The organism is Acrocarpospora corrugata, from assembly GCF_009687845.1.
In the GTDB taxonomy this organism is placed as follows: Bacteria; Actinomycetota; Actinomycetes; order Streptosporangiales; family Streptosporangiaceae; genus Acrocarpospora; species Acrocarpospora corrugata.
The window spans coordinates 67,960-83,792 of sequence record NZ_BLAD01000073.1 but is presented as its reverse complement, the minus strand read 5'-3'; the positions used below and the strand labels follow the sequence as shown (position 1 = coordinate 83,792).

General features: G+C 71.3%; 9 protein-coding genes. 6 read left to right on the top strand and 3 right to left on the bottom strand.

The genetic code is table 11. The features are described from left to right. On the bottom strand, positions 1-3,719 hold a 3,719-nt coding region (locus tag Acor_RS29340), incomplete at its 3' end, for a hypothetical protein (RefSeq protein ID WP_218034547.1). 169 nt (positions 3,720-3,888) lie between these two features. Between Acor_RS29340 and grpE the strand changes: the two genes are divergently transcribed. Genes grpE through Acor_RS29310 form a run of 6 tightly spaced genes read left to right on the top strand, consistent with a single transcriptional unit; the run spans position 3,889 to position 13,698 of the window. Beyond that, positions 3,889-4,416, top strand: coding sequence for a nucleotide exchange factor GrpE (gene grpE / locus Acor_RS29335; RefSeq protein ID WP_155340001.1), 528 nt, complete (start codon positions 3,889-3,891; stop codon positions 4,414-4,416). After that, positions 4,416-6,008 (top strand): Hsp70 family protein, encoded by a 1,593-nt coding sequence (locus Acor_RS29330; protein ID WP_155340000.1) that lies wholly within the window; start codon positions 4,416-4,418, stop codon positions 6,006-6,008. Before grpE ends, Acor_RS29330 begins: the two co-directional genes overlap by 1 nt. Positions 6,009-6,011: 3 nt before the next feature. After that, complete coding sequence (locus Acor_RS29325) at positions 6,012-8,492, top strand: SaeA-related protein (RefSeq protein WP_155339999.1); 2,481 nt, start codon at positions 6,012-6,014, stop codon at positions 8,490-8,492. Then, positions 8,489-9,649: a TRAFAC clade GTPase domain-containing protein gene (locus Acor_RS29320; RefSeq protein WP_155339998.1), complete on the top strand. Its 1,161-nt coding sequence runs from the start codon at positions 8,489-8,491 to the stop codon at positions 9,647-9,649. Before Acor_RS29325 ends, Acor_RS29320 begins: the two co-directional genes overlap by 4 nt. Positions 9,650-9,653: 4 nt before the next feature. Then, positions 9,654-12,008, top strand: a complete 2,355-nt coding sequence (locus Acor_RS29315) for a GAP1-N2 domain-containing protein (RefSeq protein ID WP_155339997.1) — start codon at positions 9,654-9,656, stop codon at positions 12,006-12,008. Between the two features lie 19 nt (positions 12,009-12,027). Next, positions 12,028-13,698, top strand: coding sequence for a TRAFAC clade GTPase domain-containing protein (locus tag Acor_RS29310; protein WP_155339996.1), 1,671 nt, complete (start codon positions 12,028-12,030; stop codon positions 13,696-13,698). Positions 13,699-13,702: 4 nt separating this feature from the next. On the opposite strand, the gene Acor_RS29305 is transcribed toward Acor_RS29310, so the two are convergent. Both Acor_RS29305 and Acor_RS29300 read right to left on the bottom strand, forming a co-directional pair. After that, positions 13,703-14,371, bottom strand: coding sequence for a hypothetical protein (locus Acor_RS29305; protein ID WP_155339995.1), 669 nt, complete (start codon positions 14,369-14,371; stop codon positions 13,703-13,705). Between the two features lie 136 nt (positions 14,372-14,507). Then, positions 14,508-15,686, bottom strand: a complete 1,179-nt coding sequence (locus Acor_RS29300; protein ID WP_155339994.1) for a hypothetical protein — start codon at positions 15,684-15,686, stop codon at positions 14,508-14,510. Positions 15,687-15,833: the final 147 nt, after the last annotated feature.

Below are 15,833 nucleotides of genomic sequence, written 5' to 3'. Positions count from 1 at the left end.
CACCCAGCCCACGCAAGATCCGGCCCGGAAACCAGCACCACATCCCGCCCCGCCCCCACCACCGGCCGCCCTGCCGCAGCCACGAACTGCCGACCCGACGCGGCATAGGAAACCATCGCCCGCTGACAGGCATAAACCCGCCCATCCCCACGCAACCCCGCACTGACCCGCGCAACGCGCCCCGGTGCTCCGGGAGCCCCTGGATCCAGCGACTCTTCTGCCGGAACCCGCGCCGCATGCCAGGGCACGATCCCAAGGGTTCCCCCCGGGACTAACACAATGGACGGCTCGTCAGCTTCGATCTCTTCGAGGATCGACGTCATCGCGACCTCCCCCGCCCAGTCGCAGACCTCGTCCAGCGCATGCCGCCACCTGAGCTTCGCCAACTCGGCCGCGCGGCCCAGCTCATTCCGCGCGAGGGCGCGACCCCGCTCATTCCGCGAGACAGCGCTGACCGGCCCACGCCGCTCCCGGTCGACCGTGCTGACCGGCTCATCCTGCGCCCGGCTGACCGTGCTGTCCGGCTCATCACGTTCCCTGCCGACCGCGCTGACCAGCTCATCTCGTTCCCGATCGACCGCGCTGACCAGCTCATTCTGGGCCCGCTGATACCGGTCGACCCGGCCGTTGCGAGCCGCGTCGAGCTGCGGCAGGACGGTCGTCGTCACCTTCCCGTCCGCGAGCACGCTCAGCGCCCGGCCTGGCCCGAACTCGCTGCGTGGGAGCAGGTAGACGAAAGCGTCCCGGCCGGCCTCACGGAGGGTCTGGGCGATCTCCGCGGGACCGGGTGGGGTGAGCAGTTCCGCCAGGGAGGTGTCCTCGATCGCGGCGAGTACCCGATGACGCAGGTCGCCGGGGATCATCAGGCCGGGCGTCCGGATCCGGCCTTCGGGTCCGACTTCGACCGCGGCCATCTCCCAGGGCGCGGCGACCTGCTCGGTGGCCAGGTGGTTCTGCCACTCGTCGGCCAGTTCGCCGTGCCCGTGGGCGCGAAGCACGCCGGGCAGCGCGTCGCCGGCGGTCGCGGCGCGCAGGATCATGGCCCGGCCGAGTTCGAGGGCTTCGACCGCCGCTTCCGGCCAGCCGTCGGCGAGGGCCCAGTGCACGGTTTCCAGTGCGTCGTCGCGGACGGCTTTGGCGGTGGCGAGGCCGCGTTCCGCGCCGGTCTGCAGGAGGACGTCGGCGAGGCGTTCGCGGAGCGCGCGCAGGCCGGTGTCGACGGCGCGGGGGTCGCCTTTGAGGCGATACGCCTGCGCGAGGTCGACCAGCAGGATCGGATAGACGCCTTCCAGCGGGCCGGTTCTGCGGTCTCGGATGACCGCTTCCAGGTGGGCGATGCCCTGATCCAGGTCCCCTCGCTGGCCTCCCACACGGGAGCGCTGGATGAGCGCGCTGCCCAGCACGTACCGATGCGTCCCGGTCTCGCCCAGGTAGGCGTCCGGAGCGGCGACGACTTCTGTGAGGGTTTGGATGCCCTGGTCGAGCAGGCCACGATCTCCTGCGGTCAGGCCTTTCAGGACGGCCGCGAGTCCGGCTTGGCCGCGCAGGGCTCTGCCGTGAAGCGGGTCGGATCCGGCTCCGGAGGCGGCGGCCATCAGCTGGTCGAGGGCGCCCGCCATGGCCCGGGGGTCGCCGCTGTTCAAGCTGAGGATGCCGTGGGCCCACGCGCGAAGTGTGCTGATCAGAGGCAGATCCGGATGGCCCGGCGGGGTGAGCGCGGCGACCCGCTCCAGGTCCGCGGTCATGCGGGCGGCGGTGGCGGGGTCCCGGCGGCCGAGGTACTGGTTGAAGGAGACCGTGACGCGCAGCAGCCAGGCCGCCCGCCGATCGAGCGTCCCGGGTGCGTATTCCGGCGTTCCGGACGCCTCCAGCGCGCGGTCCACCTCGTCGAGGTAGTGTCCGGCCGCGTCCAGGAGGGCGAGGTCGCGGGTGCCGCCGTATCTGTCCGCCATGGCCGTGGCGGCCATGAACAGAAGCGGGACCCGAAGGGGATCCTCAGGGCGATACGCGTCGATGGCCTTCCGCAGGTGAGTGATGCCCCGGTCATAATCTGCGGCGGAGCTGTCGCGAGCGGCCCGCGCCACATACGCACTGCCGAACACGACGTGCACGGAAGCGGCATCGATCCCAAGACCGAGATCGTCGACGTCGCTCGCAACCGGCATGCCGTGCACGGAAGCGGCGTCGACCCCGCGATCGTCAACGTCGCTCCCAACCGGCATGCCGTGCGTGGAGGCGGCGTCGATCGTGGCGAAACGGCCGTGCGCGGAGGTCGTGCCGATCCCGGAGCCGAGATCGTCGACGTCGATCACGGTGGAAAGACCGTGCGCGGAGGTCGTGTCGAGACCGAGACCGTCAGCTTCGATCGCGGTGAGCAGGCCGTCGAGGTCCGCGCCCATCGGATCTACCCGCAGGGCGGTCAGCACCGTCCCGGCCAGCAGAACGAAGGTGCGCGCCCGGAGCGGGTTTCCTGCGGGCATCTCGGCGATGGCCGTTGCCAGCAGGGCCATGGCCTCCTCGCAGTCGCGTTTCTCGGCGAAGGCCGCACCCCGCTGGCCGAGGGCCGCGCCGAGCCGGCTGAGCAGCCAGGGCCGCATCAGGTCCCCTTCGGGCAAGTCGGCGACGGCCTTCCTCAGGTCCTCGATCCTGGCGTCCAGTTCGGGGCCGGCTCCCAGGACGGGGTCGGCTTCCTCCTGGAGCGCGGCGGAGAGGCTGACCATCTGCGCCCGGCGCGGATCGCCGGCCGGCAGCCGGTCCGCCATGACTCGCACGGTCGCCGTGGCGTCGGCGGGGTCGCCGCCGAACCCGGCCTCGGCGATGGCGAGCATCGACAGCAGCGCCGCGACGTCCTGATCGCCGGGTTTCGCGGCGGCGGCCAGCGACAGATGCCGCCGCGCCTCCTGGATCCGGCCGAGGTTGGCGGGCAGATCCCGCGTCAGCCGTACGGCGGCGGCGAGATCGACCTCACCGGGCGGCGGCGCGAACGAGCGCACGAGCAGTTCGCCCAGATACCGATGCGCCCTGACCTCCAGCGGACTGCCCGCCACCGAAGGTTCCGTGAGCGTCCGCCGCACCCATTCGGCGGCGGCGTCCAGATCGCCACGGGTGTCGTGCATCCAGGCCAGGCTGCGGCTCAGATCAGCACGCAGCCCGCTGTCCCCCACCAGCTCATACGCCGGCTCCATCAACTCGACCGCCCGATCGACCTCCCCCGCGTGCGCGGGATCCGTCACCGACCGGAATCCGACCGCCAGCCCGAGCCTCCCCCTGACCTCGGGATCGTCCTGAAGCGCGAACAACTCCCCCAAGCACCCGATGATCCGCCCCAGCGGCCCCGGCGCGGGCTGATCCCCCTCCTGCGTCAGATATTCGATGGCCAGCTGATAAAGCAGCTCCGCCCGCCCCTCGTCCCCCACGGGAATTAGCGTCAGCGCCTCCTCCAGATACCCGGTCGCGTGCGCCCCATCCGCCGGATCCTGAGTCAGCGCGAACGACACCGACCGGGCCAGCCCCGCCAGCTGCAGCGCCCCCGCGTCCCGATCCCGGGCCAGCATCCAGTCGGCGTGCTCCAGCAGTTCCCGCACGTCCTCCGGTTCCAGGTCCTCGGTCTCGGCGAGCAGATCCACCAGCGCCCAGGCGAGCTCCCACCGCCACACGCTCTCGTCGGCCGCCCCACGACCCGCCCGCAGCCGCGCCACCCGCGCCGCGATTTCACTCACCGCTCCGCCCCTCCCAATATAGAGCGAACTATAGTCGTCCCTCCCACCAAAGGCATCGGTAACTAAAATTGACCTATCCGCTATATGCCACTAATCCGGATTTATATTGCGCCACGTTGGAAAATTGCTGACACTTGCGCCGTGGTGTCCCCAAGGATCAGGACCCGGCATGCTGCCTGAGCAGGACCAGGAAGTTGATCTAGAGAACGGCTTGAAACACCTCGCCGAGCAGGTCGCCCGCGAACACGAGCGGGCCGCGCACCGAGAGCAGATCATCGACCGTCTGCACGCCGAGAACCAGGACCTGCGCCGCGGCCTGCTCCAGGAGGCGCTCACCCCGGTCCGCTCCGGCCTCTACCGCCTGTACGACACGGTCACCCGCGAAGCCACCAGAAGAAGCGCCCACGACGGCGACCCCGTCGTCCCGCTGCTGGAGGCGATCGCCGAGGAGGTGGCCGAAGTGCTCGCCCGTACCGGCGCGGAACGCCTGGAGGTCGCCCCCGGCGACGAGTACGACCCGGCCCTGCACCGCCCGGTGGGCACCGGCCCCGGCGAGGACGGCCGGGTCGCCGCGGTGGTCTCGGACGGATTCCGGCTGGCCGACCAGGATCGGGTGCTCCGCAAGGCCGGTGTGGTCATCGGCAAGGCTCCAGACAGTGCTCAGGACGGCGCTCAGGACAGCGAGGGGAACATTTGATGGCTGTGCACGGGATCGACCTCGGCACCACCTACTCCTGCATCGCCAGCGTGGACGACGTGAGCCGCCCGACGGTGCACCGCAACCAGGAGGACACCGACACCACCCCCTCGGTCGTCTTCTTCGAGACCCCCGAGAACGTGGTGGTCGGCCAGACCGCCAAGGACAGCGCGGTCATCGAGCCCGATCTGGTGGTGAGCCGGATCAAGCGTGACATGGGCCACGAGGTCACCAGGACCATGCACGGCCGGCCGTACACGCCGGAGGAGATCTCCGCGTTCGTGCTGCGCAAGCTGGCCGCGGACGCGAAGACGGCGACCGGGGTCACGGTCGACGACGTGGTGATCACGGTCCCGGCGTACTTCGGGGCGGCGGAGCGGGACGCGACCCGCAAGGCGGGGCGGATCGCCGGTCTCAACGTGATCGACATCATCTCCGAGCCGATCGCCGCCGCGATCACCTACGGCGTGCTCAACCCGGGCCAGGACGCCCGCATCCTCGTGTACGACCTGGGCGGCGGCACCTTCGACACCACCGTGATCGCGCTCAGCGGCGGCGACATCGAGGTGGTCTGCACCGACGGCGACCACGAGCTGGGCGGCGCGGACTGGGACGACCGCCTGGTGGAGCACCTGGCCGAGCGGTTCCGCCAGGAGCATCCGGACGTGCCGGACCCGCTCGACGACAAGCAGACCGAGCAGCAGCTGCGCCGCGACGCCGAGGAGCTGAAGAAGACCCTCAGCACCCGGACCAGGCACGTGCTCCGGGTCATGCACGAGGGCCGGGTGGCCAAGGTGGAGATCGGCAGGGAGGAGTTCGAGGCGCTCACCCGGGACCTGCTGGACCGGACGATCGAGATCACCCGCAAGACGCTGAACACGGCCCGCGGCAAGGGCGTGGACGGTTTCGACCATCTGGTGCTGGTCGGCGGCTCGGCCAAGATGCCCGCGGTGACCGAGGCGCTCACCAAGGAGCTCGGCGTGACGCCGCGGCTGCAGGACCCCGACCTGGCGGTGGCGAAGGGCGCGGCCCTGTACGCGTTCGAGGAGACCTACCGGCGGCTGCTCAGCTCCGGCGACCGTACCGACCAGTCCAGGGCCGAGGAGATGGCGGCCCGCGCGGGCCTGTCCGACGGGCAGCGGCAGGAGATCGCCGGGCGGACCATCCGGACGGTCGCTTCCCGCGCGTTCGGCATCAAGGCGACCGCCAGCAACACCCGCCGCGAGTACGTGGCCCATCTGGTCAACGCCAACGACGCGCTGCCCGCCGACGTCACCGAGGGCTTCGCCACCCTGGACGACTTCCAGACCCGGGTCGCCATCGAGGTGATGGAGCAGGCGGGCGCGGTCGCCTCGGACGTCATCGAGGACAACAACAAGATCGCCGAAGGGGATCTGCGGATCCCGCCCGGCAAACCGGCCGGGTACCCGATCGAGGTCACCTTCTCGCTGGACGCCTCAGGTCTGCTGCATGTCACCGCCAAGGAGAACGAGACCGGGGAGCGGCTGGAGCTGAGCGTGCAGATCGGCGGCATGTCCGAGGAGGAAGTGGCGGAGTCGCGGGCGGCGCTGTCCCGCGTCCAGGTGAGCTGAGCGATGCCCTTCGACGAGCGGCGGTATCTGCGGGAGGTGCTCGACCCGGCGCGGCAGGCCGGCGCGCCTCCCGAGGACCTGCGATTGCGCTACCAGCTCCGGCAGGACATGACCCCGGCGGAGGTGGCCGAGACCGTCAGGCAGGTACGGCAGTGCTGGCGTCGCCAGCGGCAGTTGCTGAAGTTCCGCAAGCTCGTTGACCGGCTGGAGTCGGATCACGCCGGTTATGCCCCGATCTTCGAGGCGGCCGCGAACGGGGACACCGGGCCGCTGCTGGCGGCGTTGCGGCAGGCCGGGGAGCGGGATCGGCGGCGGGTCACCGAGTTGCGCCGGCGGCTGGACGACGCGGCGGGGCCGCTGCGGCTGCTGGCGCCGGGGCTGGCGGCGAGTATCGCCCGTTCTTCCGGGGTGGACCGGGCCGACGCGCTCGCGGCCGAACTCGGCATCGAACTCAGGAAACCGGATCAGCTTCCCGACATTGCGCCTTATCCGGGTTACGCCCGGGTCCGGGAGGCGTTGGACACGCTGCGGAAGCGGCATCTGGCGGAATTCGTCCTCGGCGAGGAACAGTTCCTGATATTTGCCCCGGCGGGGGATATCGTCGCGCGGATTCAGGAGGTGGAGGCCGACTGGCAGCGCCGTACCCGGGGGTCGTGGACGATCTCGGCGGACACGGTGCTGGCCGCGTTGCGCGGCGTGGCCGATCCGGGCGCGCTGCTCCGGTATGACCTGGTGGCGCGGGTGCGGGAGCGGGCGCGGGAGCATCCCGGTGACGAGACGCTGCTGCGGTACACGGTCGAGGAGCTCGGGCTCGACGCCGGGGACGCGCGGCGGCTGGTGTTCGCGGTCCGGCAGGAGAGCGGCGGGACGAGCGGGCCGCGGGCACGGCTGCGGGAGCTGGTGGACGCGGGCGAGATCCAGGCCGCCGCCGACCTGGCCGCGACCCTGCCGGAGAGCACCGAGCTGGGCGGCGAGATCGCGGCCCGGCTGGCGGCGGCCGTCCGCCTCCGCGACCAGGCGCTGACCTCCACCGATCCCGACGAGGCGTGGATCCTGCTGGCCGACGCGCTGCGCCGGGTGCCCGACCTGCCGGGGGCGGCCGACCTGCTGGCCCGCCTGGCCCCCCACCCCGCCCGCGACGTGCACGCCGAAGCCCGCGACGACACGGTCACGGTGACCTGGCAGCCGTCCCCGTCCCGGGCGGGCGAGATCGCCTACCGGATCCTGCGCGACGGCGTCCCGCTCAGGACCGATCCGGGCACCGGCCGGATCGTCGACGGCACGCCCCCCGTCAACGTGCCCCTCCGCTACGCGGTGGTCGCCCACCGCGGCGAGGCCACCACCGCCCCGGTCACGGCCCCGCCCGTCGTGGTACGGCCCGAGCCCCGCGACCTGGTCGTCACCGCCGGGGACGCCGTCGTGACCGGCCGCTGGCGCACCCCGCCCGAGGCGATCGGCGTCGTGGTGCTCCGCGACGGCCAGCCGGTGACGGTGGACGGCTCCGGCTTCCGCGACCGCGCGGTACGCAACGGCGTCGGCCACCACTACCTCGTCTACGCCGTCTACCCGACGCCCGACGGAGCCGGCGCGAGCACACCCGGCCTGCATCGCACGGCCACCCCGCACGCCCGCCCGGAACCGGTCGCCGAACTGACCATCGGCCCCGCGCCGCACGGCCGGCTCCTGGTCGCCTGCGCGGAACCCGCCGCGGGCATCGTGGAGCTGCGGCTGTTGAAGGGCGCTCCGCCGTGGCCGTACGGGACGACGCTCCCGCTGGCCGACCTGCACGGCACCGGCAGGGTGCTGGCCACGACCCCCGTCGCCGAAGGGCATCTGATCAGGCCGGAGACCGGCGTCGTGCTGGCGCTCACGATCGCCGGGGAGCTGGCCACCGTCGGCGCGTACCGGGAGCACGTCAACCTCACCGCCCCCACCTCGGTCACCGCCGAGCGGCGCGGCGGGACCGTGCTGGTCGGGCTGGACTGGCCGGTCGACGTGCCGGAGGTCGAGGTCGTGTGGGCGTCGGAGCGGCTGCTGGTGAGCGCCGCCGCCTATCGCGCGCAGGGCGGGATCCGGCTGGACGCGCCCGAGGACGAGCCGGTGTCCATCCAGGTCGTGCCCAGTGCGCTGCTGCGGGGCGAGCGGGCGCACGGCCCGGCCGTCCGCGTCGACCTGCCCGCCGCCGTACCGGTCCGGTATGACCTGGTCACCGAGGGGCCGCCGTGGAAGCGGGTCCTGGTCGTCGAGGTGACCGCCGACCGGCCGGTCACCGTGGCGCGGCTGGTGCTGGTGCTCAAACCGGGGCTCATCCAGCCGCTCACCGGCGTGGACGGGCGGGTGCTCGGGGAGTGGGCCGGGGTCAGCACGCCGGCCCGGCTGGTGTTGCCCGCGCCCCGGCAGGCGAAGCCGTACTGGCTGCGGTGTTTCGCCGAAGGGGACGTCGCGCTGCTCGATCCACCGGTCCGTCGCATGAAGATGGGGTGACCTTGATCACATGCCCGTACTGCTTCGCGCGCGTCGCGGAGAACCGCATCGCCTTCCGGTGTTCCGGTGGCAGGGGAGGGTGCGAGGCGCGGGCGGACGAGGTGCTGGGGCGGCATCGCGGCGGGACTCCCCCCTCGCTGCCGCCGGTGTTCGCGGTGCGGCGGCCGGGGCGGCGGGCCAGCTGCCCGGGGTGCGCGCGGGAGACCAGCCGCCGGGCCTGCCCGGAATGTCACAGCAGGCTGGCGGCCGAGTACTGCGCCAACCCCGGCAAGATCGTGGCGCTGGTGGGGGCGAAGGGGTCCGGCAAGAGCACCTACATCGCGGTCCTGCTGCACGAGCTGATGAACCGGGTCGGCGCCGAACTGGACGCCTCGCTGACCCCGTGCGACGACCGCACCATCGAACGCTACCGCCAGGAGTTCGCCCGCCCCCTGTACGGCGAGCACCGGCTGCTCCGCGCCACCCAGTCCGCGGTCACCGACCTCAACCGGGACCCGCTCGTCTACCTGCTCACCCGGACGATCCGGGGGCGGCTGCGGACCCGCGCCGAGTCGCTCACCCTGGTCCTGTTCGACACGGCCGGCGAGGACCTGCGCAGCCGCGACGTCAGCGAACTGCACCTGCGCTACCTGCGGGCGGCCGACGCGGTCATCTTCCTGGTGGATCCGCTGGAGCTGCCGGGCGCGCGGGCCGCGCTGAACGGGACCGCGCTGGCGCGCAGCGGCGGCCTGGACGACGACCCGGACAGCGACCCGCTGAACGTGATCACCCGGGTCACCGAGCTGATGCGGCAGTCCGGCGGGCCGCTGCCGGTGCCGGTGGCCGTCGCGCTGAGCAAGATCGACGCGTTGCAGCCGTCGCTGGCCAGGCAGTCCGCCCTGCACCGGGCCAGGACCCCGTCCGGGGCGCTCGATCTGGACGACAGGGAGGCCGTGCACGAGCAGGTGCTGGCCCTGCTGGAGCAGTGGCAGGCCGGGGTGGTCGGACGGTACCTGCGGCAGAACTACACCGACCACGCGCTGTTCGGCCTCTCCGCGCTGGGCGCGGTCCCGGAGGTCGAGTCGGTCGGCGCGGGCGGAATCCGGCCCTACCGGGTCGAGGATCCGCTGCTGTGGTTGCTCTACCGGTTCAAGATGCTCGACGGAGTCCGGGGGTAGTCGCATGGCCTGGCAGCTCCACTACACATCGGCCGAGGCCGGCCCGACCGGCAGGTCGGGATTCCAGTTCGTCGCGGAGACCCACGACCAGCCGGACCTTCACGACCGGCCGTCGCAGGATCGGTCGGATGACCCTGTCCTGCACGATCGCGCCCTGCCGCATGATCGTGCCGCCCCTGACCACGCCCTGCCCGACCGCGCCTGGCCGCATGATCGTGCCGCCCCTGACCATGCCCCGCCTGACCGCGCCTGGCTGCATGATCGTGCCGCTCCGCACATGACCTACCGCCCACCCCCCAGCGCCCCGCTGGCCCCCACCCCCACCCAGCTCGCGACATTTCCGGTTTCGCTGACGTATGACCCTGGGCTGCTGTCGCGGTGTGTCTACCTGGGGCGGGACTACTCCGGACGTTATGGGAACTTCCTCGGGCACGCGCTGGTCCTGCGGGACGGCGACCTGACCGGTTCCCGGCCGATCGAGTTCTGGAACGCGCCGTTCTGGTCCGACCGTCCCGCCACCGGGGAGCTCGACGAGCTGACCGAGCTCACGCCGGGCTCGGCCGTCGAACCGGAGGCGCTCAGCGGATGGCTGTCGGCCGGCGGTCCCGACTCCTACGAACGCCTCGCCGAACTGCTGGAGGCCGTACGGCGCGTTCTCACCCGGGGGCACGGGCGGCTGGTGCTGGTCGCCGAGGACGTCGAGGACGTGGTCCGGTGGATCGCGGTGATCTCGTTCTCGCTGCCGTGGGCGGCGGCGGCCAGGCTGTCGTTCGCGACCTACAGCGCCGACCCGGCCGCGGCCCGGCAGACGATCGTCGGGACCACGCCGGATGTGTGGATCCCCTCCGACATCGACGCCAGTGTGATCCGGCTGGACGAACCCCCTGCCCCGGTGCGTACTGGGCGGTTCGCCGCGACCGCCGTCGGGTTCTGGCGCCGTACCGACCTGGACGGGCTGGACGCGCTCGGCGAGCTGGGCGACGCGGAGCCGGAGACGGCGGCGGCGCTGATCGCGCTCTGCCGGGGGGACAGCACGGTGGGGTCGGAGGAGCAGGCCGCCATCATCACGCTGGTCGAGAACGGGCTGCCCGACTGGGCCTGGCGGCCGCTCGGGCGGCGGGCGGGCCTGCTCGACCGGCCGCTCGCCGCCGCCATCGCCGAACACGGCCCGCCCGAGGCCGCCGACCCGTGCGCGGCCCGCTGCGCGGCGCTGGCCATGCGCGACCCCGAATTGCCGATCCCCGCACGACTGATGCGGGCGCCGTACCTGACGGCACTGACGACGGCGGCCGACACCGCCCTCCGCGAGGCCCACACTCCGCTGCTGGTGGTCGCGGTGCTCCGGGTCGCCGACGTGTACGGCCTGCGCCTGGCCCCCGAAACCGTAGAACGCGCCGCCACCACCGTGATCCGCTCCGACGCCGCCGACCTGGCCCAGGCCATCGAACGAACCCCCTCCGACTGGCGCGAAACCCTCATAGCCGGATTTATCACCGGATTGGAGAACACCTCCCCCGAGTTACGCGACCGCCTCCTCACCCCCGAGGTCAGCGCCCAGCTCGCGGACCGCGACTGGACGCCCGCCCCCCAGACCGGCGCCCTCGTCCTGCGCCGCGAGGTCGCCGCCGGACGCCGCGACCGGGTGACCGCCACCATCGAACTCCTCGGCTTCACCGCCGACCGCGAGGACACCCTCAAAGCCCTCTGGCAGGCCCAGCCCACCGCGGCCGAATGCGCCACCCTGATCGAGGCGCTCGGCCCGGAGATGGACGCCTCCCCCCAGCTCAGCGAACTCCCGGCCCGCGCCTTCCTGACCGGCGGCCTGAAGGGCCCCGAGGTGATGAAACTCGCCGAGAAGGTCCGGGACGGCCTGTCCGGCTACCCCGCCGACGACGCCGAGGCCACCCTGATCGCCGCCCGCCTCGCCGAGGCGCCCACCCCGGTCGAGGCGGCCCGCGCGATCGACGCCCTGACCGAGCTCACCCGGGAGGGCCACCCCGACCTGATGCCGATGACCCGGACCACCGCCGCCAAAGCCCTCGCCGGAAAGGACCCCCGGTTCCGCACCACCGTGGTCAAATCCGTGACGGAACCGGCGCGCCGCTGGCTGGTCAACGCCTGGCTCACCGCCAACCGCAACCGCGACCAGCAGATCGCCCTGCTGGAGATCGCGATCCGGCTCCGGATGGCCGGGGTGATCGTCCCCCGGCTGGACGAGTGGGCCCGCTCCCAGGTCAGCAACTGGTCGATGTTCGGCTCGGTCGAAGCCCACTTCAAGCGGGACGCCGAACTCGCCGCCGGGCTGCGCGAGCTGACCGGCCAGAAACGCCGCCGCATCTTCGGCCGGGGCGACGGCTGATGCCCGCGGGCAGCCGCTGATGTGGTTCTTCGCGGTCGTGGTGTGGATCGTCGCGATGTGGCTCGGGTTCGTCTTCGCCTTCCCCGTCGTGTTCGCGCTCACCCTGGTCGCCACCATCCTGGCCGCGGTCGGCGTCTACTTCCGTCAGGCCGGCCGGGTGCTCCTGCCGGACCTGGCCGACGGCTGGTCCCCCGTCGAGCCGCCACGCCAGGACCGGGATCCCGCCTACCGCCACTACCTGGTCACCCAGGTCTGGCGGGACTGGTGGACGATCACCCGTACCGCGCTCCCCCAGATCGCCGCCACCGCCGCCGACGCGATCCGCGCCGCCACCCGCGCCCTCATCGGCGACGTGCAGGGCTTCTTCCTGTTCCCGATCTGGCTGGCCGTCTGCGCCGGCGTGCTGCTCGCCGCACCCCCGCTGGCCGCCCTCGGCCTGCTGATCATCGGCGTGTACGCGCTGACGGTCGTGGCCGGCATGCTGGCCTGGCTGGCCTGCGTCACCGTGCTGCGCGCCGTGGAGCAGGTGTTCACGCTGGTCCGGCGGATCCTGCAGGCGTGCCCGTACCCGGGCTGCTACGCGAAGATCACCCTGCCGGTGTACGCCTGCCCGGCCTGCGGCGAGCGGCATCGCGCGCTCACCCCGAACCTGAACGGCGCGGTCCGGCACGCCTGCCGGTGCGGCGCCAGGCTGCCTACGACGATCATGCTCGGCCGCCATCGCTTGCAGGCGCACTGCCCTGAATGCGACCGGCTGCTGCCGGGCCGGATCGGCCGGGTCCGGGTGGAGCCGGTGCCGTTCGTCGGCGGGCCCGACGCCGGGAAGACCACCTTCATGGCGCTGGCGGTGGACGCGCTGCTGACCAGCGGGCCCGGGGTCAGGACCGAGTTCGTCGACGAGGGCGACGAGCTCACCTTCCACCAGCTCAAACGGCAGCTCGCCACCGGGAACATGATCAAGACGGGGACGCAGCTGCCGAAGGCGGTCATGCTCGACGTGACGCTGCCGCGTGAGGGCAGCCGCATCCTGTATCTGTTCGATCCGTCCGGTGAGCATTACACGGGTGCGAGCGCGGTGGAGGCGATGAGTTACCTCGCACACGGCGAAGCGCTGCTCATCCTGGTTGATCCGTTCGCGTTGCCCGCCGTCCAGGACAGCCTGGTCAGCGCCGACCGGAACCTCCTGGCCGCCAACGGCCTGGCCCTGGCGCGGGAGGACCCGGCCGACACAGTCCACCGGGTCCGCAACGAACTGGCCGGACGCGCGGACGGCGGGCGGCAGCGCCGGATCGCGGTCGTGGTCAGCAAAGCCGACCTGCTCCGGCAGACCACCAACGGCGAGGGCGCGGCGGCCGACCCGGCGAGCTGGCTGGCCACCATGGGGATGGGCAACCTCACCCGCGCTCTGACCGCCTCCGGGGCGAAAGTCCGGTACTTCCTCTCCGGACTCCCGCCCGACCCCGCCGGCATCCTGGCCCTGCTCACCTGGCTGATCGGCCTGCGCCCGGCCACGGGCGCGCCCAAACCCATGCGCCCGCAGCACCCCTGGCGGCCCGGGACCCGCCCCTCTGACCGGCCCCCCATCAGCTACACGGTGGCCCGCCGCCTCATCTTCACCGTCACGATCATCCTGTCCTTGGGGGCAGGGACACTGCTCGGCTACCTCGGCTGGACCGCCTGGTCAGGGTGAGCCATCACTCGTCGGGCAGCAGGTATCGCCACGACACCACGAAAGTCGCCCCCGAGGCGGTCTTGAAGAGCGCCTGCCGGTTCTCGCCGCCGGCCGGGACCGCCTTCACGATCGCGGTCGTCGCGGCCTCGTCGAGGTCCTTCTTCCAGACCGGATCCACCGTCCCTGACGGCTCCGGCACCCCCGCCGGCCAGGCCGACACCGTGCCCTGCGGGTCCGGCGCGGTCTCGGCGACCATGCGCGCCCGGGTGGCGACGTAGTCCGTGCCCTCCGCGGTGGCCCGGGTGGCGAGCCCTTCCATCAGCTTCTTCGCCTCCGGCAGTTCCTTCGGGTAGTAGGCCGCGACCTGGTCCAGGGCCGGCACCCGGACCTCCAGCAGCCGCCCGTCCTTCGCCCGGACGGCCAGGACGGTCGTGGGCACGTCCGTCACCATCGGCGCGTCCGGCTTGGGCGTCGCGGTCGGCGGCTGCCCCGCCAGGAGTTTCTCCATCGCCGCGACCGTCTCGCCCACCTGCGCCTCGGTGAGCTTGAAGGTCTTGACCGCGTCCGCGATCACCTGCCCGTCGCCGTACACCACCACCCGCGGCGGCCGGAGCGTGTTCGTGGTCGGCGTCACGAACCCGCCCTCGGCCCCCCACAGCGCGACAACCTTCGCGGGCCCTTCCTCGGCCATGGCCGCAGTCGTATCCGAGTCCGCTCCCCCACAGGCCGTAGCCAGGGCAAACACCGCCAGAAGCAGCGTCAATCTGTATCTCATGCCCCAGAAACGTAAGCACCCCTCATGTGGTTCAGCTACGGTCCAGGTCGGCCTACAGACCCGCCTGCAGCTTCTTCCTGATGCCGGCCTGCTTGAAGTAGTCCTCGTAGAACGTGAACGATCCGGTGAGAGCCTGGCCGGTGAGGTTCATGACGACGCCGGACAGATTGAAATTGGGCTTGGCTCTGCCATTCGCGGCCCACGCCATGAGCGCGTCGAAGGACACCTTGTTCTTCTTTATGTAGGCGGCTCTGTAATTGGCCACCCAAATATTGATGTAATATTCGATGTGTTTTGCTTTCCACTGATCCTTGATCCGGTTCTGGAGGTCACCCGTCAACCCCGCTCCGCTGTATCCGGACCGGGGGGCTTTCAGTCTCTTCGGTCCGTCGGCCGTCAGGACGGTGCAACATTCTTCGTCGGCCATCACCTTTTGCCAGAGGCCGATGAACATGTCTTCAGAAGCGCACTCCACGATCTCGATGCTGAGGACGAAGTTGAGGCAGTCGAGGTCACCGGCGGTGGCCTGCTGGTAGATGTTCCGGAGCTTGCTGCCGGCTGTGGCGTTGCACAGTTCGAACAGGGCCCTCCTGAAGTACACGAAATAGTCGGCTGGTGGGGCCAGATATTCCGGATTTCCCTTTAGCACACCGGCGACGTTGATCGTGTGCAGAAACGCGTTGTAGTTCGTGGACACGGCGTCCATGCCCGTACAGTCGATCATCAAGATGTTCGAGCCGCCCTGGACCGCGGCCTTCATCTTCCCGTGCGCGCCCAGGGGTATGACGCAATCTTCCGCCTCCTGCCGCGCGTCCGCGTCGATGAGGGCCAGCCATTCGCCGGGCTGCGGAGAATTCTCGCTGACACTGCGGCGAAGGTCGTTGAATATGCTGCTCGTCCCCAGCTTGCGCAACGCCTGCGCGAGCGGAGCTCCGCTGTCGGCACTCACCCGCACCAGGTCCTTGATCAGGAAACAGCCCTGAACCTCGGTCCAGGCCGCCTCACTCAGTTCGACGTCGTCATCCGACTCCGAAGACGAAGACTGACCCGCGAGCGCCTGGCCGACCACGTTCGGCACACGCTTGACCTTCTTGAGCGGCGCCTCGACCGAACCTTCCGGCGGTCCGGTCGCCGGGCGCTTCGCACCCGTGTCCTGAGCCTGACCTGTCCCCGCGTCGTCGCCGTCCGATTCGCTGCTCGCGATTTGCCGCTTCTTTCGCCTAAGACTCATCAGACCGCCTTCTGTGCCAGGACCGTGCCCCGCGACGTTATGCGGGGGCACGTCGGACGGTCAACGACGTACACGGTTGCGGAAAGTATGGCCAGGTGACCTGGCAGGCTCATGTCGCAGCTTGAGAGGGTGATCTGGTCAGAGCGT